This is a genomic window from Actinobaculum suis (genome assembly GCF_900102025.1).
Lineage (GTDB): Bacteria > Actinomycetota > Actinomycetes > Actinomycetales > Actinomycetaceae > Actinobaculum > Actinobaculum suis.
Genome location: NZ_FNAU01000012.1, coordinates 49,573 through 74,105, shown reverse-complemented (window position 1 = coordinate 74,105; position 24,533 = coordinate 49,573). Strand labels below are relative to the sequence as shown.

17 protein-coding genes are annotated in these 24,533 nt (G+C 57.9%); 14 read left to right on the top strand and 3 right to left on the bottom strand.

The annotated features are described in order from the left end of the window. Positions 1-527: 527 nt before the first annotated feature. From BLT47_RS09445 to BLT47_RS08995, 5 genes are all read left to right on the top strand, one after another. Positions 528-1,145, top strand: a complete 618-nt coding sequence (locus tag BLT47_RS09445) for an ABC transporter permease (protein WP_218122556.1) — start codon at positions 528-530, stop codon at positions 1,143-1,145. After that, positions 1,146-2,069, top strand: coding sequence for an ABC transporter permease (locus tag BLT47_RS09440; protein WP_218122555.1), 924 nt, complete (start codon positions 1,146-1,148; stop codon positions 2,067-2,069). Between the two features lie 146 nt (positions 2,070-2,215). Next, positions 2,216-3,418 carry an ABC transporter ATP-binding protein gene (locus BLT47_RS07105; RefSeq protein WP_074663185.1) on the top strand — a complete coding sequence of 401 codons (1,203 nt, stop codon included), beginning with the start codon at positions 2,216-2,218 and terminating at the stop codon, positions 3,416-3,418. Positions 3,419-3,622: 204 nt separating this feature from the next. Then, a complete protein-coding gene (locus BLT47_RS07100; RefSeq protein WP_074663182.1) occupies positions 3,623-4,798 on the top strand; it encodes an ABC transporter substrate-binding protein in 1,176 nt (391 codons plus the stop codon). A gap of 118 nt (positions 4,799-4,916) precedes the next feature. Next, positions 4,917-6,659: an inositol monophosphatase family protein gene (locus BLT47_RS08995; protein WP_083330150.1), complete on the top strand. Its 1,743-nt coding sequence runs from the start codon at positions 4,917-4,919 to the stop codon at positions 6,657-6,659. Positions 6,660-6,859: 200 nt separating this feature from the next. Here the strand turns inward: BLT47_RS08995 and BLT47_RS07085 are convergent, their stop codons facing one another. Continuing rightward, complete coding sequence (locus BLT47_RS07085; protein ID WP_049618960.1) at positions 6,860-7,474, bottom strand: HAD family hydrolase; 615 nt, start codon at positions 7,472-7,474, stop codon at positions 6,860-6,862. Positions 7,475-7,735: 261 nt separating this feature from the next. On the opposite strand from BLT47_RS07085, the gene BLT47_RS07080 reads away from it, so the two are divergent. Further along, the gene (locus BLT47_RS07080; protein WP_074663177.1) at positions 7,736-8,983 is read left to right on the top strand and encodes an amidohydrolase; all 1,248 of its coding nucleotides are present in this window, start codon (positions 7,736-7,738) and stop codon (positions 8,981-8,983) included. On the opposite strand, the gene BLT47_RS07075 is transcribed toward BLT47_RS07080, so the two are convergent. Both BLT47_RS07075 and BLT47_RS07070 read right to left on the bottom strand, forming a co-directional pair. After that, positions 8,927-9,832 (bottom strand): DNA-methyltransferase, encoded by a 906-nt coding sequence (locus tag BLT47_RS07075; protein WP_074663223.1) that lies wholly within the window; start codon positions 9,830-9,832, stop codon positions 8,927-8,929. The two genes, BLT47_RS07080 and BLT47_RS07075, sit on opposite strands and share 57 nt — an antisense overlap. 213 nt (positions 9,833-10,045) lie before the next feature. Further along, on the bottom strand, positions 10,046-11,299 hold the full coding sequence (locus tag BLT47_RS07070; RefSeq protein WP_074663174.1) for an alpha/beta fold hydrolase: 1,254 nt from the start codon (positions 11,297-11,299) through the stop codon (positions 10,046-10,048). Positions 11,300-11,338: 39 nt separating this feature from the next. Between BLT47_RS07070 and BLT47_RS07065 the strand changes: the two genes are divergently transcribed. The 8 genes from BLT47_RS07065 to BLT47_RS07030 all read left to right on the top strand — a co-directional run bounded on the left by BLT47_RS07065 (position 11,339) and on the right by BLT47_RS07030 (position 24,201). After that, entirely contained in the window at positions 11,339-12,964 is a 1,626-nt protein-coding gene (locus BLT47_RS07065) for a M18 family aminopeptidase (protein WP_074663172.1), read from the top strand. Between the two features lie 2 nt (positions 12,965-12,966). Beyond that, entirely contained in the window at positions 12,967-14,916 is a 1,950-nt protein-coding gene (locus tag BLT47_RS07060) for a class I adenylate-forming enzyme family protein (RefSeq protein ID WP_256332576.1), read from the top strand. Positions 14,917-15,180: 264 nt separating this feature from the next. Next, positions 15,181-16,152, top strand: coding sequence for an ABC transporter permease (locus BLT47_RS07055; protein WP_049618957.1), 972 nt, complete (start codon positions 15,181-15,183; stop codon positions 16,150-16,152). Continuing rightward, on the top strand, positions 16,153-17,106 hold the full coding sequence (locus tag BLT47_RS07050) for an ABC transporter permease (RefSeq protein ID WP_049618956.1): 954 nt from the start codon (positions 16,153-16,155) through the stop codon (positions 17,104-17,106). Then, positions 17,103-19,052, top strand: coding sequence for an ABC transporter ATP-binding protein (locus BLT47_RS07045; RefSeq protein ID WP_256332575.1), 1,950 nt, complete (start codon positions 17,103-17,105; stop codon positions 19,050-19,052). Before BLT47_RS07050 ends, BLT47_RS07045 begins: the two co-directional genes overlap by 4 nt. A gap of 314 nt (positions 19,053-19,366) precedes the next feature. After that, positions 19,367-21,112: an ABC transporter family substrate-binding protein gene (locus BLT47_RS07040; RefSeq protein ID WP_083330154.1), complete on the top strand. Its 1,746-nt coding sequence runs from the start codon at positions 19,367-19,369 to the stop codon at positions 21,110-21,112. Between the two features lie 517 nt (positions 21,113-21,629). Beyond that, positions 21,630-23,375 (top strand): ABC transporter family substrate-binding protein, encoded by a 1,746-nt coding sequence (locus BLT47_RS07035; protein ID WP_143021807.1) that lies wholly within the window; start codon positions 21,630-21,632, stop codon positions 23,373-23,375. A 217-nt stretch (positions 23,376-23,592) separates the two neighbouring features. Continuing rightward, on the top strand, positions 23,593-24,201 hold the full coding sequence (locus BLT47_RS07030; protein WP_065415531.1) for a PH domain-containing protein: 609 nt from the start codon (positions 23,593-23,595) through the stop codon (positions 24,199-24,201). Positions 24,202-24,533: the final 332 nt, after the last annotated feature.

Below are 24,533 nucleotides of genomic sequence, written 5' to 3'. Positions count from 1 at the left end.
CCAGGCCCCAGACACCTTCGAAAAACACGCGTCAGCTACACTTGACCTTGCAGCATAAACACCACCCCCATGTCCACTTTCCGGGGGTCGGGCCCGCTAGGCAAGCAGCCGCTAGGCAAGCAGCCGCTAGGCAAGCAGCCGCTAGGCAAACGATCACTAGACAAGCAGCCACGAGGAAACCAGCCGCTAGACAAGCATCAGAAATCACCCCCGGAAACACGTCGGAACTCCCCGCCAAAAACAACCCAAGCCGGTGCACGCGAACAATCGCCGTCACGGCGTCGCCGCCGTTTTTCTTGGTATCACCTGCGCCTCGCCCTCACCAATCCGGCCACAATCTTGGGAATCTTACTGCTCGCGCTTTTTGCTGTGCTGATTTTAGCGCCGGTTATTTCCCTCTTACTTTCCGCGGTGCAAGTAAACCCGGGCGATGCGCGGCGGGCGGGAAGCCCGGAAGGTAGCTTCACTGCGTACTATCTGGAACGCGCAGTTAGTTCCAAAGTTTCTCCCATAATTTTTGGGAGCCGTTGCTCAACACGTTGGGCCTAGCCGCGGTTACTATTGTGGGCGCGCTTGCGTTGGGCGTGCCGGTAGCTTTCTTGCTTACGCGCACGGATCTGCCCGGGCGGAAATGGTTTTCCACGGCCCTGATCGTGCCCTACATGATCCCCGCGTGGACCTTTGCCCTCGCCTGGCGGATTATCTTCAAAAACCGGAAAACCGCCGGTTCGATTGGATGGTTGGAACAGCTCGGCATCTCGCCACCAGACTGGCTCGCCTACGGGCCATTACCCATTGCGATTATCTTCATTTTGCATCTCACACCTTTCGTGATCCTGTTGGTGACCAATGCGATCGCCAATATTCCGGAAGAATTAGACGAAGCTGCGCGTATTTTCGGGGCCAAGCCGACCATTCGGGCCTGGCGCGTCTATCTGCCCCTACTCAAACCCTCGATTATTTCTGCGGCCACCTTGATCGTGGCAAAAGTGATCGGCGAGTTCGGGGTGACCTATGTGCTGGGCACGCCCGCCGGCTTTGACGTACTGGCCACTACCTTGTACCAGTCTCTCAATACGCGCCAAACCGGAGTGGCAGCCGTTATTTCCGTGGTCATGGTAATAATTGGGGCTTGCTCCCTGTGAGTGGATTTCACCTTCGTGCGCAATACGAAGAAATACACCACCGTTTCCGGGCGCGGGCTGGCCGTCAAGGTACAAAAACTGGGCCGCGCCAAACCGTGGGCAACCAGCGCGATCGTGCTCATGTTCCTAATTTCGGTAGTGATACCGCTCGGTGCACTGGTGCTTTCCACGGTCATGCGCACGCCCGGCGTGATGAGCACTGATAATTTCACGCTCGACTACTGGATCGGCACCGATCTTCCCTTCGCTAATTTCCGGGATGGCGTTCTCATTAACTCCGCTACCTGGCAGGCCGCCAAGAACACGCTGCTCTTCGTAGGCGTGGCGGCCATAGGATCAGGCGTGCTCGGCATGCTCGTTGGTTACGTAACCGTCCGTTCCCCGTGGCGGTGGATCGGCACGGCCCTACGGTCTTTGACCTTCACACCTTATTTGGTGCCGGGAATCGCTTTCGCTTCCGCCTATATTTCCATGTTCGCCCAATCACACGGCCCCATTCCCGCCCTGTACGGCACCGGATGGATTCTGATTTTCGCGATGATGATGGACGAAATGCCTTTCGCCTCCCGCTCCGGCGTTTCCGCCATGATGCAACTTGGAAAAGAACCGGAAGAAGCCGGGCAGATCCTGGGCGCGGGCTGGTGGAAACGCATGCGCACCATCGTCTTCCCGATTCAACGCAGCGCTCTGGCCTCCGCGATCCTCCTCCCGTTCGTTTCCGGAGTGCAAGGCCTTTCCCTGGTGATGGTGCTGGCCACTCCCGGCACACAGTTGCTGACCACGCTCTCCATGAACCTGGTGGATTCCGGATACGACCAAGCTGCCAATGCCATCACCACCCTGATTTGCGTGCTCGCCCTGGCCGGTACCTGGTTGGCCCGCAAGCTATTCAAAGCCGATCTTTCCACCGGAATGGGAGGTTAGAAAGTGGCCGTGTATTTTCGCCTATTCGCAGCCTTGCCGCGGCTATTCGCCGCGCATATACGCCGCGCGGCCTCGCAGCTGTTTGCAGTGCCGATCCCTAACCCCTATCTCCAGTGCCAAACCAAAGTTTTTGAAAGGAACGTTCCATGAGCATCGTGTCTCTCCAAAACGTTACGAAGGTCTTCCCGGGTGCCGAAACGCCTTCGGTTGACGATGTGAGCCTAGAAATTAAAGAGGGGGAGTTCCTATGTTTGCTCGGACCTTCCGGGTGTGGTAAATCCACTACCTTGCGAATGATCGCCGGCCTGGAACCGCTTACCTCGGGTGCCATTTCGATCGGCGGCAAGGTGGTAGACGACGTCGTCGCCTCCCGCCGCGTGCCGGCCGAGCGGCGCAATCTGTCCCTCGTTTTCCAAAGCTATGCCCTCTGGCCGCATATGTCCGTGCGCGAGAACGTGGAGTTCGGCCCGCGCTGCCAAGGTCTATCGCGTACCGAGACAAAACAGATCGTGGATGAATCTTTGGAAAAACTTGCGATCACGCAGTACGCCCAGCGTTACCCGGCCGAGCTCTCCGGCGGCCAGCAACAGCGGGTGGCGATCGCGCGGACTCTGGCCTCACGCACCAATGTGATGTTGCTGGACGAACCGCTTTCCAATCTGGATGCCCGTTTGCGTTTGGAAATGCGATCCGAGTTCCAACGCATTCACCGGGAAACTGGTTCCACAATGGTTTTCGTAACTCACGACCAGTGGGAAGCGATGACTCTTGCCACCCGCATCGTGGTGATGAACGAAGGGAAAATCCAGCAAGAAGGTACCCCCATGGAAATCTACGGGCGGCCCGCCAATACCTTTGTGGCTCAGTTTATGGGCTCCCCGCCGATCAATATGATCGACGCCGAAACCGCGCACGGTGCCTTAGGTCGTTGGCTGCAAGCGCGCGGCTGGCAGGCCCATACGGCCGGCTTCCGCCCCGAAGATTTGCGGTTCGTACCAGTAGCCGCAGCTGGCAGTGCAGGCACTACGGGAGCTACGGGCGGAAACGGGCAAATTCGTGGTACGGACGCCAGCACGCGTAGCCCCACGGCAGCAAACGCCAGTGCTGGTGCTGCAGGTGTGCCGGCAGATGCTTTGCGATTCGAAGTGGAGATTTCGGGCGTCCTCCCCACCGGCGGTTCCTGGATTATCGAAGCTAAAGAAGGAGATACCACATTCTTCGGCACTGCTACGCGCCGGCCGGCCCTCGAATACGGGCAGCGGGCTATCGCCTGGGTAGAGCCGGAAGCCATCCACTTGTTTAACGCCGCGGGCAACCGCATCGAACCGGGGCAACGCACAGGGCGGTAGCCAAATAACACAGGGCGGTAGCCAAATAACACAGGGCGGTAGCCAAAAAAAGCAGCGCTCGCGCCTGCCGCGCCTGCCGCAACTGCCCGGCGCACCCGGCACACCCGCGCCGGCTGCCCAACAACTTAGTCAATGCACACCTAGGCAATGTAAATCTCCGGAACAACACGGAAAAACATACAAAAAGGAAAACAAGGAAAAACTATGAAAACGAAGAAAACACTGCGGGCTGCGCTCGCGAGCATGGCCGGCATCTGCTTGGCCCTTACCGGATGTTCCAATACCGGTAGCTCCAACGGGGAAGCGGCCACGGAGGATAGCGGTGCGCCGTCGGCGGCTTCTACCGTGGATACGGATTTTGATTTGGAGGAGCTGATCGCGGCTGCCAAGAAGGAAGGCCCGATCACGATTTACGATAACGCTTCCGCAGTGGAAGACATGGCCGAGGCTTTCACCGCAAAGTACGGGATCGAGGCTACCGGGGTGAAAGTGAATGCGGCCGAGGCATTCGAGATGGTGACCCGGGAAGCACAGGCTGGCAATGTGCAAGGCGATGTGGTCGCCATTCAGGACGTGCCGGCACTTACCAATGATTTATTGCCGAGCGGGCACGTTTATTCCTGGATTCCGGGGGATCTGGTAGACGATATTGAACCGGCCCAGCGCGACCCGCTGATTATGATCAATGACCCGAACTTCTGGACCTACAACACCGAGGTCTACGATTCTTGCCCGGTTTCGAATGTGTGGGAGCTGACGGAAGAGGATTGGAAGGGCAAGGTGGCCATGGAAGATCCAGAGGGTGCCAATAAGATGCTCGACTGGTTCTCGCAAATGTCCCAATTTGGTGAAACCGAAATGCGCGATGCCTATAAGGAACATTTCGGTAAGGAATTTGCGGGCGAATCTGCTACCGAAGAATGGGTGGGCAAGCTGGCCGCCAATTCTCCGATCCTGACCGATTCGAATGAAAACGTTTCGGCCGCGGTGGGAGCACCGGGCCAAAGCGAACCGCCCGTGGGCCTCATGGCTTCTTCCAAGTACCGGAACATTGAAGAAAAGGGCTACCACATGGGCACGTGCGATAACCTCAAGCCTTGGGCCGGCCTGGCCGCTCCGAAGGCCATCGTGATTGCTTCCGGTACCAAGAATCCGAATGCGGCGAAACTTTTCGTGCATTTCGCGCTGACGGAAGAAGGTATCGATCCGCAAATCTCCGACGGTAAGTACTCCTCGAATACGGCCATTACGCAACCCGAAGATCCTTCCGGTGCAGCCGCGATGCGTAGCAAGATCTTCTTCTTCGATAACGCGGGCGCGACTGAAGACTGGGATTCCCGGGTGGAATGGACCGATCTGTGGCGGGTCAATAACAAGTAAAACGGCCCGGTGTGCGCTCGCAGGTAACTAGCCGGTGTGCGCTCGCAGGTAACTAGCCGGTGTGCGCTCGCAGGTAACTAACCGGCGTGCACTCGCAGGTAACTAATAGGGTGGGAGAATGGCTATGAATTCTATTGTGCAACGCCCGCGCGGGATACTCCTCGATTTTGGGGGCGTGATCGTCAGTACGCGGAAACGGGAAACGTGGGTGCAAGAAGTTGCAGCCGAGATTTCGCAGCTTATCGATGGCGCGCTACCGCTGGAACGCATAGAAGCGGATGTGCGAGCCGGAGAGACCGCGGCGAAACTCGTGCGGAATGCGCTCGCCCGGCCAGCCCGGGCACCCGAGTTCACCCATACCGGGTACATTCTCGATTTCGTGGCCGCGGAATGGCCAGAGCACCTGCGCCGGCAAATAGCCGAACATGCTTCCCACCTGTGTTACCTCACGGGATTGCGTAGCGAGGAACGGGAAATGCGGCGCGGCACGCGCGAACTCCTGGAATGGTGCCGGGCGGAAGGCATCGCAGTGGGGATAGCTTCCAATGCGCTTTCCGGCCGGGTGCATCGCGAATGGAACCGCGACCACGGGCTGAGCGGCTTTTTCCGGGCCGAGGTATATTCCGATGAAGCCGGGATCCGCAAACCCGATGCGCGGTTCTTGTGGCGCGCCGCGGAAGCGATCGGCGTACCAATTTCCCAATGCTGGTACGTGGGCGACCATCTTGATCGCGACGTATTGTGCGGCAAACGTGCCGGCGCCGCCAGCGCGGTGCTCATGCCCGCCCCGAACGCCGAAAAACGGCCCTTCGCAACCGAGGTGGAGCCGGACCTGACGGTTGCCGACCCGGCAGAGTTACTTTCCGTTCTGCAGGGTTTGCCGGCGCGAGGGGCAAAAACGGCGGCAACTTCCGCGGCGACGTCGAGCGCACCGGAAACCTCCGCACCGGAAACCTCCGCACCGGAAACCGCCACGCAAGTTGCCGCGCCAACTTCCGCGGCAACTATTTCGAAAACCCGTACTGCGGAAACTGCGGAACGCGTGGCAGCGGCCCGGCAGTTGCGCCGCCAAGCCGAAAACGCGGTGCTCCGCGTGGAGGAATACTTGCGCGGCGCATTCCGCGGGAATATGCACGTGGAGTATAAGGAGGGCGTGCACGATCAAGTAACCGAACACGACCGGGCGAGCGAGAAAATCCTGATCGACGCCCTGCTCGCGCAGTGCCCTACGGCGAGCATCATTGGCGAAGAATACGGGATGATTGAGGGGAGCGGGCCGGTCACTTTCTATTTGGATCCGATCGATGGCACCTCAAATTTCGTGCAAGGCATCGCGTTTTTCTGCGCTTCTGTGGGGGTAGCGTACGACGGCGAAATTTGTGCCGGAGCGATTTTGGACCCCATGGCACGCAACCTGTTTTCAGCAGATAGCGAGGCCGCATATCTCAATGACGCCGTGCTGCGCACCCCGCAGGCGCTACCGGCCGGAAGGGCCACGCTCATTACCGGCTACCCCACGGTGAAGGATCTAAAAATAGATGGGGAAGCGGCCCTGCAACGGCAGGCCCAGCTGATCCAGAATTTCTCTTCGGTGCGGCGAGTAGGTTCAGGGGCACTGTCTTTGTGCCATGTGGCGGCCGGGTGGACCGATAGCGCGCTTGGTGCTTCCGTAAATGCATGGGATATTGCGGCAGGAATGCAGATTGTGCGCATGGCCGGCGGTACCTACCAGCCGCTCTGGTATGGCGAACCAGAACCGGGCACGGCGGATCAAGATGCCCTCGGCTATTTGGCGTGGGGCCCGGGCGGGAACTATCCCGTGCTCGAACAAGTAGCCGCACAAATCCGCGCCGCACGCTAGTGCAAGCTAGTACACGCCGGTAGCGGCGGCGGTGAAACCCACCCCGCTCCGCGGTAGGCAACGCTAGGTAGCACTAGGTAGAAGCAAGGCGAGGCTAGGCAGAGGCAAGGCGAGGCTAAGCACAGGCTAGGCAGAGGCAAGGCGAGGCGAGGCTAAGCACAGGCTAGGCAGAGGCAAGGCGAGGCGAGGCTAAGCACAGGCTAGGCAAAGAGCGGTAAGAGTTCGGTGAGCGTATCCACGGTGTAGTCGGCCTCGGAATCGAGGGGGATACCCGGCGTGAAAATCATGGCGGCCTCAATTCCGGCCCGGTGCGCGGCCACCGCGTCGATCGGGCGATCCCCAACCGCTAAACAGGTTGCCGGATCTAGGCCGTGCTTCGCCAAAATAACCTGAAACATTTCCGGATCCGGTTTGCGCGCATACCCGTCCGGCGCGCACACCATCGCATCCACCGTCACGCCCAAACCTTCCAGCAAAGCTGTGGCCGATTCCCGGTCCCGGTGCGTGACCACCAGGTTCAGCCCCGGCACGGCCGCCGCCAAGGCCTGCACTCCGGGCATAGCCGGGGCCGGAAAACGCTGCCAGCGCCGCTTCACACTCCGCTCCGCTTCCTTGAGCACCGCGGCGGGCATCCCATATTTTTCGGCCAGTTGCGCAATTGCCGCCCGAATCGAAACCCGGGTGAGCGGAGCAACATCCATCACGTCAATCTGGTGCCCGGCCGCCTGCACTGCCTGCTTGAGCGCCGCATCCACCTCCGGATATGTATTCACCATCGTGCCACCCATATCCCATATCAGATGTTGCTTCTTCATCCCCACAATTCCTTCGGTTCCGGCGGCCGCGCTCGCGGTGTTTCCCGGCGGGCCTATTTTCTTTTCTTCCGCCCTATTTTCCTTTGCTGACGTTCTGCCCGGGTGCCTACTCACAAAATTCTAGCCGCGGCGCGGGAAGTTGGCACTTTTTGTTTATAGGCAGAAACTCATTTTGGAAAAAATAGGCCTAGAATCGGAGGAACATTTATAGGCGCTCGTATCCATTCGAGGCCTAAAGAGGAAAATAGTGGGGAAAGGAAAATGGGAGTTCTACCTGAAGAAATTCGGCTCACCCCGGCACAGGAACAGGAAGCAATTGCGGTACAAAAGCACTTGCACGCCAATCCGGAGCTTTCGCAGCAGGAACACGAAACGGCAAAGTATCTGCGCGAACAGTTCTTGGCGATTCCACTTCCGGAGGGCGTGGAACGGCAGGTTACTACCGCGGCGAACACTGGTTTTGGGGTTTCTTTCCGCAACGGGGAGGGCCCGGTGGTAGGTTTCCGCGCGGATATGGATGGGCTTCCGGTGCGCGAACTTACCGGTTTGCCTTACGCTTCCCAGCGCACCCAAGTTTCTGCCGAAGACGGCGAAGAATCCCCAGTAATGCACGCGTGCGGGCATGATTCACACATGGCGGCCGCGCTCGGGATTGCCCGACAATTGCTCGCCCACCCGGATTTGTGGCAGGGCACGGTGGTATTTATTTTGCAGGAGGCCGAAGAGATCGGGCAGGGCGCTAAGGCCATGCTCGCGGATGGTTTTTGGGATCGCCTCCCGCATCCGGAAGTGCTTTATGGTGCGCACGTGATTCCGCGGCCGGCCGGCACGATCAGCATGTATCCGGGCGGGGTCACCACCGCGACGGATGGTTTTTCCATTACCGTGCGCGGTAAGAGCGGGCACGGTTCGGCCCCGCACACCAGTATCGACCCGATCGTGATCGGTGCTTCGATCGTGATGCGTTTGCAGACGATCGCCGCCCGGGAAACCGATCCGGACCGCATGGCTGTGGTCACGGTAGGGTCTTTCCGCGCGGGCAACCGCTGGAACGTGATCCCTGCCGAAGCTGAATTGAAAATCACCACGCGGAGCCGGGACGCAGAAACACGGCAGATTATTTTCGACGCCGTACACCGCATTGCGCGGGCGGAGGCCGCGGCGGCCGGCGCTCCCGAACCTGAAATCAAAGTGCTAACGCGCGTACCGGCCACGGAAAATGATCCGGCTGAAACCAACCGGTTGGCGCAGCTATTTGCGGCAGAGTTCGGGGAAGAGAACATGGTGCCCGAACCCTTCGGCTTTTCGGAAGACTTCTCCGAATTTGCCCGCTACCTGGATATTCCCTACGTGTTCTGGCTGTACGGCGGTTTTTCGGAAGCACAAATGAACCGGCCGGGCGGGCCGGTAGCTAACCATTCGCCGTATTTCTATGCCGATCCGGAACTTTCCCTACCTACCGCCATTCACGCCGGGCTCGTGGCCATCCTCTCCCGGCTCGGGAAGTGAGTTTCCGGCCGGTAAAAAAGTAGCGCGATCGCCTAGGCGTTTGCGCATTACGTCAATTGCTTGCGGATTGGAATCGACCAGCACGAAGCGGCGGCCTAACTGTGCCGCCGCTTCGCCGGTAGTACCCGAGCCCGCAAAGAAATCTAATACCCAGTCTCCGGGAGCAGCAGAAGCCGTAACAATCCGGCGCAATACGCCCAAAGGTTTTTGGGTGGCATAGCCGGTCTTTTCTTTCCCGGTAGGGGAAACGATGGTATGCCACCAAACATCGGTGGGAAGTTTGCCGCGGCGTCGTTTTTCCGGGGTAACCAGACCGGGAGCCATATACGGTTCCCGGTCCACTTCCTCGGAATTGAAGTAGTAGCGGGCCGGATCTTTTACGTAAACGAGAATCGTATCGTGCTTGGCAGGCCACCGGCGTTTCGTTCGGCTCCCGTAGTCATAGGCCCAGATGATTTCGTTGAGGAAACAATCCCGGCCAAAAAGCGCATCCAACATGACTTTCGCATAATGCGCTTCCCGGTAATCCAGATGCAGATAGAGAGTGCCGGTAGGGGTGAGGAGCCGCCACGCTTCGCGCAAACGCGGCTCCAAAAAATCCCAGTAGTTCTCGAAACTATCGTCGTAGCCGAGCACTTCTCCGCGTACCGTTTCATAGGTTCGCCCTCCAAAACCTACGCGTTCACCCGTTGCGGCCCGCCGCACTTGGATAGTTTGCCGTTCTTGGCGCCGCCCGGTATTAAAGGGCGGGTCAATATAGATCAACTGGAACGAAGCATCCGGAAAATCTCGAATAATTTCCAGATTATCGCCTTCAAATACCAGGTTGTCTCCGTCTGCATGCCACATACTCATAGATTCTCGCCGGCCAGATCACCGGCCTCGCTTCCTACCTCCCATACTGATTATTCCTGGCGGGCGCGCCAGCTACGCGTGCGGCCGGGCCCACCCGCATCAACGCGCGCAAGCGCGGGCGGGCCGCACTGACACCCGCGCGCGAGCGCGCCGCACTCACGCGGGCACGCTATGCATCGCGCCCGCGTAGGCGCGAAGTCCCGCCAGTTACCGTACCCGCGTGCCGTCGGCGAGTTCGAAAAGATGGCGCAATACTTCGCCCCTGCCGGTGCGCAGGCCATTGTGCTCGTTTTCGGAACTAATGAATAGCTTCACGTCGGGCAAGTGTGCCGCCGTTTCCAAGGAGTATTCCACGGGCACGTAGGCATCGTGGAAATACACGGCGGCCGCACCCTGCGCCGCGGAGTTCCGCAAAGCGGCGGCGTCGTACAGTTTTGGCCACTGCCAGGTGGCGAGCAACTGCGTTACTTCCTTCCACGGTTGGAAAGCGGGCACGGTGTCACTCCACTGCGAAAATACGTGCTCACCGGTAAGTAGCGTGGGATCTTCCCGGAACTGTTCCGGCAAGCACCGCTCCGCACTCCAATTGGTGACTACCCCATCCGCATAAGAAGATTCGTGCATTACATAGTAAATCGGGTTGCGCCCACCGTAAGGCAACATAGCCGCCAGGTCATAGCGGAAAGCATTGGACTGCGGATCTTTCTCGAGCAGGTAGTACAGGGAAAGCCAGCCATCGTTCATGCCCAGCACATGCCCGATGGAACGCAGCCGCGATTCAGAAACCACCTCGCCATCCGGGAGCACAATTTCACCCTGCCCGGCCCGTGCTACCAAGTCGCGCACTTTCGCCCGGTGTTCGGGGAAACGGCGGTAGTAGCTCTCGGAAAGCCACCGCATCTTTTCGTAGGTGAGGGAGTACACGTCGTCGGCACTGTGGTCGATCGCGGAAAGCCCACCGGTGAAATATGCCTGGTCAATTGATTCGGGATGCACGGTCAAATAATGCAAAGTGGTGAAGCCACCAAAAGACTGCCCCAGCAGATTAATCTTTTCCGCGCCGAGTTCCGTGCGCAGGGCCTCGCAATCCCGCACGATCCCATCGGCCCGCAAATGGCTCATGTATTCAGCTACTTGCTCCGCGGTGCCGGTTTCCAAAATCGCGTCGTTTACCGGGGTGGAAAGCCCGGTACCGCGCTGATCCACCATTACCACGCGGTACTTAGTGAGTGCGGTTTCCAACCACGACGGCGTTAGCGGGCTACCTGCCGGGCGCGGCGCTTCACTGCCCGGGCCGCCCTGCAAGAAGAAAAGATAGGGCAGGTTTTCCCCGCCGGGCCGGGTAACTATCCGGGCAAAAATTTCGATTGTGCGCTTATCTGCGCTCTGGGTGGTGAGCGGTACGGTGAGCCGTATTTCTTCCAGGCTGAGGTTTCCCAGCTGCTTCGTAGTTCTAGTCATGAATACCAGCGTACAGCCCTGGCAGCTACACTATGGGCCATGGAGAATGCTAAAGCGGAAGCTTTCCGCGTGGCTGTGAAAGAAAACGCAACGTCTTTGGCCCGTTTTATTACGGCTTCGCCCACTTCGTATCATGCGGCGGCGGAGATTGCGCAAGCTTTGCGCGCGGCCGGGTTCCGGCAAGAAACCGAAACGGAAACTTGGAGCGGCGCGCCTGGCGGGCACTTTATTGTGCGCGGGGGCGGCGTGTTGGCCTGGTGGATTCCGGAACAAAAGGTGCGTGGCTACCGCATCGTCGGTTCGCACACGGATTCGCCCAGCCTCAAACTAAAGCCGAATGAGGCCTCGCAACATTTCGGTTTTACCCAGGTGGATATGGAAGTTTATGGCGGGCCCTTGCTTGGTTCGTGGCTAAACCGCGATCTCGGATTGGCCGGCCGGGTTACCGACTATGCGGGCCAAACACATCTCGTAGCTACCGGCCCGTGCATGGTGATCCCGCAGATCGCCCCGCACCTGGACCGCTCGGCTTCCACCAAACTTGATCTAGATCCGCAACGCCACCTGCATCCCATCCTTACGGTGCCGCTCCCGGATAACACGGAGGATACGGCGAGCACCTCCACGGCCACCGGTAACAACGCGGGCAACGGTAACGGCGCGGCTACCGGCGTTGGCGCTGCCACCGGCGCTGGCGCGGCTACCGGCGGTGAAACTGGCCGGGCTGCGGCGCAGTATCCTTTGCGCCCGCTCTTGGCCGCGGCGAGCGGTGGGGCAGTGCGGGCCGGCGATATTGCTTGGCACGATATTTATGCTTACACGGTAGAACCGCCGGCCCTGAATGGGGATTACCTTTCCGGCCCCCGGCAAGACAATCTGGTTTCCGTCCACGCTTCTTTGCACGCTTTCTTGCGCTATGCGGCTAGTTCGCAAGCTCGGGAAGCGGATTTTGTGGCCGTGTTTGCTGCCTTCGACCATGAAGAAGTTGGTTCGGGTACTACGAGCGGCGCCGCCGGCCCGATTTTGGAAACTGTTTTGCAACGGTGTGCGATTTCGTTGGGCGCCAGCCCCGAAACGTACGCGCAAATGCTTGCCGGCTCCATTTGTATTTCCGCCGATTCTGGCCATTCGATGAACCCGAACTACGCGGAAAAGTATGACCCCGATCAGTACCCGGTAGCCGGTCACGGCCCGATGCTCAAATTCAACGCCCAGCAACGGTACGCTTCCGATGCTGTTTCCGTGACCGCGGTATTGCAGGCCGCCCGGGCCACCGGCACCCCGGTACAAAACTTCGTTTCCAATAACTCGGTGCCCTGCGGAACCACGATCGGCCCGCTCACCGCCACCCGGCTCGGAATTTCCACGGTAGACGTGGGAATTCCTTTGCTTTCCATGCATTCAGCCCGGGAACTGAGTCATAATGCAGATACGTACTGGTTGCGCCGGCTCATAGAAGGCTTCTGGCTGGGCGAGGCGGCTCGCGAACCCGCGGCGCTTACTGAGGTGCCCGAGAACGCGGCGGCTACTAACGCACCCGGAGTAGCAGGTGCTGAGGTATCCGCGGGTGCGGCTGCTGGGGCAGCACCCGAGGTAGCAGCTGGCACGCCAGACCCATCCGTCGCAGCTACATCTGCGCCCGCACCGGCCGGGGAGGGCCAGTAACTATGGATATGGAATACTCGCCGATCTATAATTTCGCGCATTCGCTAGACCGCGCGGTTTTCGTACGTCCGGAAGCACCTTCGATCACCTACGGGGAGCAAACCTGGACGGTGCGAGAAGCCGCGGATACTTCGCGCCGGCTCGCCCAACTTTTGGTGCAGGCCGGCATTACCCGTGGCGACCGGGTGATGATGGTGGCGCGCAATTCGCCCTACCATTTCTTCCTGGCGGTGGCGTGCGCGCGGATCGGCGCTGTATTCGTCCCAGTTTCTTTCCGCCTCACGCACGTGGAGTTGCAGCGCCTCGTCGATTTTTGTGCTCCGCGCGTGATCGTGGTGGAACCGGAAGTGGGAGCCGCAGGTCCCTTCTCTTCACCGGGTACTTTGCTCAGCTTCGTGATCGACGACGACGTCCAAGCCCCACCGTTCACTCCCGCCCTCAAAAATGGGTACATCGCACTGACGGCATCGTTTGCCGGCTTTTCGGCAGATTTCCTTTCTGATGGTAAGCGCGGACTGTCGGCACTGAACACGAATGGTTACCCGGAAGGGGTGGCCGTTATGATGTTTCGTCCGGCCCTGCCGGAAGCTCCACGCGCGATTGAACTCACCTACGAAAACCTGTGGTGGGCGGATCGTAACGCCCAAGAATCCTTCGGCATCGGCGTCGACTCGGTGCTCCTACTCGCCTCTACCTGCTGTTCGATTGGCGGGCTGAACGGAGGGACGATTTTCCATTTCGCGCGCGGCGGGCACACGATTATTACGCGGAACTTTGAACCGGGCGGGCTGCTCGATGCGATCGAAATGCATGGCGTTAACAGTCTTTTCGCGGTTCCTACGGTTTATATGCTCATGTTGGAACACGAATCGTTCCTCCGCCGCAACCTAAGTTCTTTACACACCCCGCTAATCGGGGGTACGCCGGTGCAACCAGCTTTGCTGGGCCGGCTCGACGCCGCTGGAATTCATGCCATCAACGTGTGGGCGAGCGCGGAAACCGCGGGCCCGGGTGCTTTCCTGCCCTCGCGCTATTCGGCAGAAAAACCCGGTTCGGTAGGCCGGGCGGTGCCCTATCTAGAGGCGCGGATTACCGGCCGAGACGGCCACGAAGTAGCACCGGGAGAATGCGGGCATCTGGAATTTCGCGGCCCGGCAGTTTCGGACGGTTATTGGCATGGCGAGGCTTACACGGAAAAATCTTTCCACGACGGTTGGTTCCGCTCCGGCGATCTAGCGGTAATTGACCGCGACGGTTTTATTTCCCTGCACGGGAGAGTAACTTCCACGATTAAGTCCGGTGGAGAAACCATTTACCCGGAGGAAGTGGAAGATGTGTTACGGCAATATCCGGGCGTAGCCGAGGCCGTGGTATGTGGCGTCCCCGATGCCCTGTGGGGTGAACGGGTAGCGGCCGCCGTCAAAATGAATACCGGGGAGTATCCCGCCACCGGGCAGATACCTGCTTATACGGGTCAGATCCCGGTGCAAACCGGGGAGCGCCCGGTTTACCCAGGGGGAGGGGAGCGCCCGGCATACCCGCAAACCGGCCGCATACCAGCCCAAACCGGGGAACGTCCGGTGCCTACCGGAACGTACCCGGCACCTATCGCCACGGGTTCCATAAGTGTTGCTACCGGCCCGGTGCGAATTCCGCGTTTGCGCGCTGAATATCACGAGGATGCAGGGCAGAACATTTATGCAGAACCGCAAGAATGTGGGGAAAATGGCACTCCTGCGAGCCTGGCAACCGCCTCGCATCCGGTAGAAGGGGTTAAGATTCCTACCTTGGAAGATATGCAGGCTTTTGCCGGTAGGATCTTGGGGCGGCACAAGTTGCCGCGAATTTTGGCCGTTGTCGATTCCTTACCACGGGATAGTAAAGGCAGGCCATCGCGCCAGGCCGCGCGCGAATACTTGCTAAAGCTCCGTTCGGGTCACCCTTCCGAATGAGTGGTGGAAGCTAGTAGCACTGAGAAAGCGCAAGTGATTAACCTGACCTCCCGTAGCGGAAGTTGAGTAAGTGCGCGAGCCTATAGGTAATCTTTACGGTTGCCAGGAAGATTCAATGCACTGCGCCACGCAAAGCTTCGAAATTTTCGCGGTAGGTGTAATCTTCCATGCATGGCTTTTGCGGGTCTTGGTTCTTTTGAGCTCACCCGGTTCTTTGAACTAACCCCGTGAAAGACTCAGGCCCGTAGTACAGGGGGAAACCGAGTGATTAGATACATAATCCGGAAGGTCGGATCCTGGCTGGTACTCGTGTTCTTAGCAGTGAACATGACGTACTTCATGGCATCCGCCTTCCTCGATCCAACATCGAATTATTCGGAAAGGCGTCCTCCGATTCCGCCGGAGCAAATCCAGCGTTATTTGGAACCGATGTACCTTTCCGATAACCAGCCGCTTCTCACCAAGTGGTGGCACTGGCTCACGTCCATTCTCACGAAGTGGGATTGGGGTGAAGGCTTCGTCGGCACCGGCGTGGTAAATGAGGAGATCGCTAACCGTGCCGTAGTCTCCGCGCAACTCTTGCTGGGCGCCACCATTATTGCGGTGGCTCTGGGCGTTGCTTTGGGCGTATATACCGCGTCCCGCCAGTACAAGCTTGTGGATCGCGTGATTATGGGCTTCTCTGTGGTTTGCATGAACCTGCACACCGCAGTGGTTTCCGTGGTTATCGTTATGTTCGGCGTGTGGCTAAATAAGACCACTGGCACCACGGTTTTCTATGTCACCGGGGCCGCCGGGGGAGATGTGTCCTTCCTCGAATTCTTGCAGCGAGTCACGCTACCAACGCTTTCGCTCGTCATTATTAACTACGCGAGCTACCACATCACCCAGCGTTCGCTGTTGCTCGATAACATTGATCAAGATTATGTGCGTACTGCGCGCGCGAAGGGCCTTACCCGTAACCAGGCCATTCGCAAGCACGCTTTCCGCACTTCCCTCATCCCGATTGCCACCTCGGTTGCCTTCGCTATTCCGGGTATCTTCACCGGCGCAGTTGTGACCGAATCTATTTATGCCTGGCGTGGCATGGGCCAGTACCTGGTGCAAACGATCGCGAAGAACGATATCCATGGCGCGGTAGCTACGGCCGCCTTCAGTGCGGTGCTTACCGCTGTAGGCGCCATCCTTTCGGATATCTTCATCGTCATTGCCGATCCGCGAGTGAGGGTGAGCTAAATGAGCACTATCGATCCAAACTTAGGCACGTCTACCGGCGTCGCCTCGCGGCCGGCCGATGCCGCTTCCTATGAAGAATCGGCGATGGTGGAAATTACCAGCATGAAGAAGACGACCCTGTACCGGCGTCGTTTCATGCGCAATAAGCCGGCTGTATTGGGCGTCATTATCTTCGTGCTCTTGGCCCTGTTCGCGATTTTCGGGCGATACACCACCAAGTGGACCTACTACGAAGTTGATACCGGGCAGTTCTCGAAGCCGCCCAGCGCGGAACATTGGCTCGGCACTACCATGGCCGGCAATGATCTGTACGCGCAGCTCATTCACGGGCTCGGCCGTTCCATGGCAATCGGTCTTTCGGTAGCTATTTGCACCACGATCATTGCCTCGATCGTTGGTACGGCTGCTGCCTACCTGGGTGGCCGGTGGGAATCGGCGATTTTGACCGTGTTGCACTTCCTCTTGGTGATCCCGAGCTTCCTGCTTACCGCCCTCGTGGTGGCTAACCGCGGTGGTGACTGGAAGATCCTCACCGTGGTGCTCATACTTTTCGGGTGGATGTATAACGCCCGAGTCATATGGTCGCTGGCACTATCCGTGCGTGAACGCGAATATATTAAGGCCGCGCGTTTCATGGGTGTGCCGGGCTTCAAGGTCCTTACCCGCCATATGATCCCGAATATCGGTTCGCTCCTCCTCGTTTACGCGGTGCTCGGCGTGATTTCCGCCGTAATGTCCGAAACCTCGCTTTCCTTCCTCGGTTTGGGCGTGAAGCTCCCCGATGTTTCACTCGGTAACCTACTCGCCGACGGCGCCGGCTCCTTCCGTACCGCCAGCTGGGTGTTCTGGTTCCCCTCAATTACTTTGGTTCTTCTCACGGTGTCTATGCAGCTCATCGCTGATGGCCTGCGCGATGCACTAGACCCGAATTCTTCGGCCGGAGGTCGCTTGTGAGCACTGAAACAAATCCGCAAACCGCAGTAACCGCCGAGGCGGCGGCTCCTAGTGGACTGCGCGGGCACGCGGCGCGTATCGCCCCGCACACCCCGCACCCGCCTCTCGATCCGGAAAGTGCTGCGCGGTATGGCAACCCGGTGCTTTCGGTACGCGACCTCAAGGTGCGTTTCCCCTCCGAAGCGGGCGTTGTGCACGCCGTCAACGGGATGGACTTCGACCTGTATCCGGGCCGTTCCCTCGGTATCGTGGGCGAATCTGGTTCTGGAAAGTCCGTGACCTCGCTGGCGATTATGGGCCTGCTGCCCGAATACGCCTCCGTGGAAGGTTCAGCGCGTTTGGGCGACGCGGAACTTATCGGCCTGACAGATAAGGAAATGTCGCGGCATCGCGGTGCCGATATTGGCATGATCTTCCAGGATCCGCTTTCCGCGCTCACCCCGGTGTTCTCCATCGGTTACCAGTTGCGTGAAGCTCTGCAGGCGCACGACCGCAAGCTTTCTGACCGGGCCGCCAATGAGCGAGCCCGGGAACTGCTGGAACTGGTGGGTATCCCTAATCCGGAACGCGGCTTGAAATCCTATCCGCATGAATTTTCGGGCGGTATGCGCCAGCGCGTGGTAATCGCGATTGCGATTGCCAACAATCCGCGCGTGATTATTGCTGATGAGCCGACGACGGCGCTAGATGTGACCATTCAAGCGCAGATCCTCGAGATTATCGCTAAGGCGCAGGAAGAAACCGGTTCGGCCCTGATTATGATCACCCACGATATGGGTGTGGTGGCCGGGGTGGCCGACGACGTCATCGTGATGAAGAATGGCGACCCGGTGGAGCGGGGCACGGTGGAAGATATTTTCTACCACCCGCAAAATCCGTACACCATCAAGCTGCTTTCGGCAGTACCGCGTATTGACCGCAAGTCGAACCAACCGCTGGTCACTTCGGAAGAAGAAGCGGTGGAATACCGCCGCCGGCTGGAAGCCGGTGAATTTGACGAAGAAACCGAAGCTACCGGCCCCAAGGATTTCTCCCAGGAACCGGTGGTTTTGGAAGTCAATCACCTCACCAAGAAGTTCCCAATCCTCAAAGGTGCGTTTATGAAGCGCCGTATCGGGTGGGTACACGCGGTGAATGATATTTCCTTCAACCTGCACCGCGGAGAAACCATCGCGATCGTGGGCGAATCCGGGTCCGGTAAATCCACCACGCTCCTGGAAATCATGGATATGGGCGCGGGTAAGGATCTGGAAGGCGAAATCATTATCGCCGGCAAGGATGTGACCAAGCTGAGCCGGCGGGAACGGCGCAAGCTGCGCAGCCACATCCAGATGGTGTTCCAAGATCCGATGGGCGCACTCGATCCGCGCCTCACCGTCAAGGACATTATTGCCGAGCCCCTGCAGTCGCTGGGTTGGGAAGGCGATATTGATAAGCGTGTTTCCGATCTGATGCACCTGGTGGAACTGCAACCGGAAATGATCGACCGGTTCCCGGCCGCTTTCTCCGGTGGGCAACGCCAGCGCATTGCTATCGCCCGTGCCCTAGCTACGGAGCCGGAAATTCTGGTACTTGACGAACCGGTTTCCGCGCTTGACGTGACGATCCAAGCGGGCGTGCTGAACCTATTGGAAAAGCTCAAGGTAGAACTTGGGGTTTCCTATGTGTTCGTCTCCCACGATTTGGCAGTGGTACACCATATTGCCGATAAAGTCGCTGTTATGTATTTAGGTGAGTTCGTGGAAACCGGACCTACCGAACAAGTATTCGCTAATCCGCAACACCCGTACACGCAGTCCTTGCTGTCCGCGGTGCCGATCCCAGATCCGAAGATCGAACGGCATCGGAAGCGGATCCACTTCGAATCGGACACCACGAACGTGGTCTACGACGAAGGAAAAGAGCCTTCGGCTTACTTGGAAGCTAAGGCGAAAGCGAATAAGTAGCAGGCTCGCAAAGTAGTAAGCTACGTAAATAAGCTACGTAAAGTAGCAAGCTGGCAAACTAGTAAGCTCACAAACTAGCAAGCTCGCAAAGATGCGGCTACGCGGATTATCTCTCGAAGGTCCGCGTAGCCGCTGTCCAATATATGGGCATTTTAAAGTGAGAAAATGAACTTTAAGCGATCTGGCCCGCACTGGGCACTCACCTATGCTTATTGTTTAAACATTCTGACGCCCGGCGATCGTTCGAGCGTTAGGCCATGGGAATCCGCGGGTGGGTCCGCGGGGTGTACATGGCACTTATGAAGGGAATCGGAATGAAGAAAACTGGATTCATTGGGGCGCTCGCCGCAGTGTCCGTGGTCCTGGCCGCCTGCTCTGGTGGTGGATCGGGAAGCTCCAAGGCTGCCGATGGCGGAAATAAGGATGCCAAGGGCGCAGCTGAAGTGGTAAACGCAGATGGGGTGCAGTACCTCAAGGCGAACTACGCGGACCTCAAGCAGGGTGGCGCACTACGCCTCCCGCTCGGCGAACTCACCGCGCAACAGAATCGTTTCCAGCAGGAAATGACGGCAGATACCGATACGCTATGGGATTGGTACAACCCGCAGATTAGCGGTTTTGAAGCAAATGGCGAATTTGCTCCGAACCCGAACTATCTCGAATCTGCTACTTCGGAAGTTGTTGACGGAAACACGGTTGTGAAGTACAAGCTCAACCCGAAGGCGAAGTTCAACGACGATACACCGATCGATTATCAGGCATTCCAGACCACCTGGAAGGACAATAACGGTACCGATGAAGGCTTCATCGTGAACGGTACCGATGGTTACTCGCAGATTAAGTCCGTGGAAAAGGGCGATACGGATCAAGACGTCGTCGTTACCTTCGATGGGGCTTATCCGTGGTGGCAGGGTCTGTTCAACAGGGTTTTGCACCCGGCCGTGAATACGCCCGATGTATTCAACAATGCTTACAAGAACAATGTGAAGCCGGAGTGGGGCGCGGGCCCGTACAAGGTGGAAGAGTACAGCTTCCAGAACGGTACGATCTCCTTCGTACCGAATGAGAAGTGGTGGGGCGAAAAGCCGAAGCTGGACAAGGTGACTTTCCGGGCCATGGATTCCCAGGCCACCATTAACGCCTTCACCAATTCGGAAATCGACGTGGCCGGGGTTTCTACCGCTGAAAACTTGGCCGCAGTGGAACCGATGAGCGACATCAATATCTACACCTCGATGCTTCCGGCTAACTACATGCTTACGCTGAACTCGGCTTCGGATGCTTTCAAGGATCCGAAGGTGCGGGAGGCCGTATCTATGGCTGTGGACCGTTCCGCGATTGCGGACGTACGCTTCCAGGGCACCGGCTACAAGGAAGATCTTCCCGGTTCCTTCATTCAGTTCTCTACCCAGCCGGGCTATGAGGATAACTTCAGCGCTGTGGTAAAGCACGATCCGGAAGGGGCGAAGAAGGTCCTCGAGGAAGCCGGCTACACGAAGAATGCTAACGGCGTCTTCGAGAAGGATGGCAAGCCTCTTTCCGCCCGTTACGTTATTTTCGGTGATAACCAGACCACCAAGGCTATGGCCACAGTGGTTCAGCAGCAGATGAAGGATCTCGGCATCGATTTGCAGATCGATTCGCGCGCTTCTGCGGACTTCTCTTCCACGATGAAGAACAAGGACTTCGACATGGTGTTCTCTGGCTTTAGCTCCACCGATCCCTTCGGTGTGGCTTACTTCGGCCAGATCTTCTACTCGCCGGATGCTCCGCTCTTCTCTGGTCTGAACAAGTCTGGCACCGGTACACCTGAACTGGACGCTAAGATCGACGCTTTGGCCAAGATTTCTGATCCGAATGAACAGATCAAGCAGGGCAATGCGCTCGAAAAGGAAGCTTTGGCACAGTACGGCCTGCTCCCGGTTCTCAATGGCCCGGCGCAGTCGGCAATGAAGCGCGATCTCGCGAACTTCTCCACCGGTTCCTTCCGCACCAATTTCGTCGAGAACGTTGGCTATGTGGAAAACGCTCCGGAATGGAATGGCACGCAGCAAAAGTAATTGCTAAGCAAGCCTTATAGGCAGCCATAAAGCAATAAAACCCCGGTGCCCCGGCGGTAGTGATACGTAATTATCACGACCGCTGGGGCACCGCCATACCCGCCTAATAAAAGCTGCTCTCGTGCAATACCTGCCCACGAATAATATTCGTTCCCATACCGTGACCGGTTCCCATACGGTAGCCACTCGTGAACCGTAGGTTCCTTCACGCTGTAGCTGTTCGGACACGTGACTACTCACGAACCGCAGGCTCCCTCATACCGTAGCCATTCCCGTACCGCAGCCGCAGGTAGGTGTCGATTTTCCCCGAAATCTTAAAGATACGTGTCCAGTATGTGGACAAAAGAGATGAGAAAGTAAACTACAGGTAACGTATTCCCTCAATGGGGCTCACCTATACCTAATACTTACTGAATGGACATTTAAGTGGCTGGGAATATTCCCCTCAAGTCACAGGTAGCGCGCTGCAAACCCGCGTTATTGGCTGAGACCCAAAACTTTCATGAAGGGAATCGGAATGAAAAAGACAGGATTGATTGGGGCCCTGACTGCGGTAACCCTGGTCCTTACCGCCTGCTCGGGAGGCGGATCGGGAAGCTCGAATGGCGCCGAAGGTGCAGGTAAAGGCACCGGCGGCGTTGAGATCGTAAATGCTGATGGCGTGCAGTATCTCAAGGCCGACTATGACTCTCTCAAGGAGGGTGGCGTACTGCGACTCCCGCTGGGTGAGCTGACCTCGCAACAGAACGTCTTCCAGCAGGAAATGACCTCTGATACGCGTGACGTATGGCAATGGTACAACCCGCAGATCAGCGGTTTTGAAGCAAATGGTGACTTTGCTCCAAACCCGAATTATCTGGAATCTGCTACTTCGGAAGTCGTTGATGGAAACACGGTTGTGAAGTACAAGATCAACGAGAAGGCGAAGTTTAACGACGATACGCCGATCGATTACAAGGCTTTCCAGACCACTTGGAAGTCGAATAACGGCTCCAACAAGGAATACATCGTCAATGGCACGGATGGCTATTCGCAGATCAAGTCCGTGGAAAAGGGTGATACGGATAAAGACGTCGTCGTTACCTTCGATGGTGCCTACCCGTGGTGGGAAGGTCTGTTCAACGATATCCTGCACCCCGCAGTAGATAGCCCGGAAGTTTTCAATAACGCTTACAAGAACGAAATCAAGCCGGAGTGGGGCGCGGGCCCGTACAAGGTGGAAGAGTACAGCTTCCAGAACGGTACGATCTCCTTCGTACCGAATGAGAAGTGGTGGGGTGAAAAGCCCAAGCTTGAAAAGGTAGTTTTCCGGGCCATGGAATCCCAGGCCACTATCAACGCCTTCACCAATTCGGAAATCGAAGTAGCTGGTGTGTCTACCGCTGAAAACCTGGCCGCGGTGGAACCGATGAGCGGCATCAATATCTACACCTCGATGACGCCGGCGAATTTCATGCTCTTCATGAACTCGGAATCGGATGCTTTCAAGGATCCGAAGGTGCGGGAGGCCGTATCTATGGCAGTGGATCGTTCCGCGATTGCGGACGTCCGCTTCCAGGGCACGGGCTACACGGAAGAACTGCCGGGCTCCTTGGTGTATTACTCAAATCAGCCCGGTTACGAAGATAACTTCAGCGCGGTTGTGAAGCACGATCCGGAAGGGGCGAAGAAGGTCCTCGAGGAGGCTGGCTACACGAAGAATGCTAACGGCGTCTTTGAAAAGGATGGCAAGCCCCTTTCGGCCCGTTACGTTATCTTCGGTGATAACCAGACCACCAAGGCTATGGCCGCGGTGATCCAGCAGCAGATGAAGGACCTGGGTATTGATCTGCAGATCGATTCGCGTGCTTCTTCGGAGTTCTCGTCCACGTTGAAGAACAAGGACTTCGATATGAACTTCTCCGGGTTCCGTTCGAGCGATCCCTTCGGTGTGGCTTACTTCGGCCAGATGTACTACTCGCCGGATGCTCCGCTCTTCTCCGGCCTTAACACCTCTGGTACCGGTACGCCGGAACTGGATGCCAAGATCGACGCATTGGCGAAGGTCTCTGATCCGGACGAACAGATCAAGCAGGCTAATGAGCTCGAAAAGGAAGCTTTCAAGGAGTACGGCCTCATTCCGGTACTGAATGGCCCTTCGCAGTCGGCCATGAAGCGGGAACTGGCGAACTACTCCACCGGTTCCTTCCGTACTAATTTCAAGGAAAAGATTGGTTTCGTAGAGAACGCTCCCGAATGGGACGGCTCGAAGCAAGGCAAGTAACACCTTGCGCAAGTAAAGCCTTGCGGAAGTAACGCCTTGCGCAAGTAAAGCCTAGAGCGCTCTTAGAAACGCGAATCTAATAACCTGAACGAGTGCCCCGGCGGGCAGTGACCAAAAGATCACGACCCGCCGGGGCACTCGCCTGTGGGAAAGAAGGTGGTGGCCTTCGGCATGTAGTGGTAGTCAGCGGCGGGCCGGCTGTGGAAGGATTACGGGCATGTCCTCCACCTATCGTCTTCGCTCAGCAACGCAAAAAGCGGCCGCTATTGGTTTCATCGCGGTGGGAATCTTGGCCGTGGTGGCACAGATCTTTTCCGGTTCGGGCTGGAAATACGTGCCTTCTACCGCTATTTTCGGTATCGGCATGGCCGTTTTGGGCTGGGCCGGATTTTGGTTGCCAGCAGTGACGATAGACAACCAAGCGGTGAGTTTCCGGAATACTTTCCGCACGGTACGGATACCTTTTTCCCAAATCAGCAGCGTCGATTCTCGTTTTGGCCTCACCGTAACGGATGTGCGCGGGAGGTCTTTCCGCTCGCGCTGCTTCGGCGCCACTGGCGTGGGGGCGCGTTTCAAAGCCACCGGAGAAGACGTTCCCGTCACCGCCTCTGGCCACATCGATATCACTACCTCCACCCGGTCGGCATTCAACCTCATCGAAGATCTGCGCGATACCTTCCACGAACTTACGCGTAATTCTGCCGGCCAGCGCATTACCAGCAGCCCGGCCTGGGACCGCATTGCCGGCATCCTTGCCGGCCTGGCCATCGCGGGTTTCGGAATCTGGTGGACTAGCGCCCTTTCCCTGCAGGCACTACCGCTGTAAAAGTGCTACCGGCGCGCGGTACGGCGTCGTACCTGCGGCTAGCGCGCCCGCCCGGAACCACCGCATATAGCGCGCCTGCCCGGAACCGCCGCATCTTGCGCGCCTGCCCGGAACCGTATCCCGCGCCCGCTACTTTTACGTACCGAGCTTTCGTGTACGGGATTTTTACGTGCCGGGAGCGGAAAATCAGGTTGCGTAACGCGTACGGCTGTAACTGCGTAACGCGTATGGCAGTAACACTGCTAACACTCGCCGCCCGGGGCTTGCCGCATACGAGTAACATGGCCTGGGCGCTTCCCTTCGGCACCGCGCCGCTTCTAGTGGAAGCTAGA